The sequence below is a fragment of the Methanolobus profundi genome, assembly GCF_900114835.1.
Taxonomy (GTDB): domain Archaea; phylum Halobacteriota; class Methanosarcinia; order Methanosarcinales; family Methanosarcinaceae; genus Methanolobus; species Methanolobus profundi.
In genome coordinates this window covers 1-1,467 of record NZ_FOUJ01000016.1, presented here as the reverse complement: position 1 = coordinate 1,467, position 1,467 = coordinate 1, and the positions used below count along the sequence as shown (strand labels likewise).

1 protein-coding gene is annotated in these 1,467 nt (G+C 38.1%); it reads left to right on the top strand.

From position 1 onward, the window contains the following. Nucleotides 1-24: 24 nt before the first annotated feature. On the top strand, nt 25-1,467 hold a 1,443-nt coding region (locus BM008_RS14630; RefSeq protein WP_177188109.1), incomplete at its 3' end, for a site-specific DNA-methyltransferase.

Sequence of the window (1,467 nt, the reverse complement as noted above, 5' to 3'; positions counted from 1 at the left end):
GTTGATGGATGAAGGAGTCTTATAATGGATGAATTAAAAATGCACAGCCCCAACTTTGCTGAAGAAAATGTTGCAAAACTTGAGGCAATGTTTCCTAACTGTGTTACCGAGTCAAAAGATGAAAAAGGCAATCTGAAAAAATTTATTGATTTTGACCTTTTAAAACAGGAGCTTTCAAAACATATAGTGGATGGTCCACAGGAACGCTATCATCTTAATTGGCCGGGTAAAAGGGAATCTTTACTCACAGCCAATGCTCCTATTGCCAAGACCCTCCGTCCATGTCGTGAGGAAAGTGTGGATTTTGATACAACAGAGAACCTGTTTATTGAAGGTGACAATCTTGATGTCCTCAAGCTGCTTCAGGAAACCTATCTTGGCAAAATAAAGTTGATTTATATTGATCCTCCTTATAACACAGGTAATGATTTTATTTATGCCGATAACTTTGCTGAGTCCACTGAAAAATACCTGTTGACTTCAGCTCAGAAAGATGAAGAAGGCAACCGGCTTGTACCCAACACCGACTCCAATGGTCGCTTCCACTCAGACTGGTTGAGTATGATATATTCACGGTTGAAACTGGCGAGGAACCTCCTCAAGGAGGAAGGGGCAATTTTTATCAGTATTGATGATGGAGAAGCTGGTAATGTTCGAAAACTCTGTGATGAAGTTTTCGGGGCTGATAATTTCGTTGCTAATATTATTTGGGAAAAAAAATATGCCCCTTCAAATGATGCAAAATGGTTCAGTGATAATCACGATCATATTTTTATTTATGCAAAAGATAAACAAAGATGGCATCCTAAGCCATTGCCAAGAACAGAAGAGCAAAATAGCAGATACACAAACCGAGATGACGATCCAAGAGGTCCTTGGAAATCTGGTGACATGTCTGTAAAGACGTATTCCGTCAATTACGATTATCCAATAACTACTCCTTCGGGGCGAGTTGTGAATCCTCCACATAGTAAATGCTGGAGATTTTCCAAAGAGAAAATGGAAGAATTAATAGCAGACAATAGAATTTGGTTTGGTGAAAACGGTGACAATGTACCATCAATCAAAAGGTTTTTATCAGAAGTAAAAGACGGAATTGTTCCGTTAACAATTTGGAAATACAAAGATGTTGGACATAATCAGGTAGGCAACCAAGAAGTAAAAAAACTATTTGATAACAAAGGTTTTTTTGATGGACCTAAACCTGTATCCCTCTTGAATCATATTTTGTATTTAAGCACTAACCATACCAACGACATTATTCTTGATTTTTTTGCAGGATCAGCAACCACAGCACACGCCGTAATGCAACAAAATGCTGAAGACGAAGGTAAACGCAAATTTATCATGGTTCAGCTTCCAGAACCCTGTAATGAAAAATCAGAAGCATTTAAGGCAGGTTATGAAAACATTGCTGAAATCAGTAAGGAACGTATCAGACTTGCTGGAAAGAAAATCAAAGAAGAG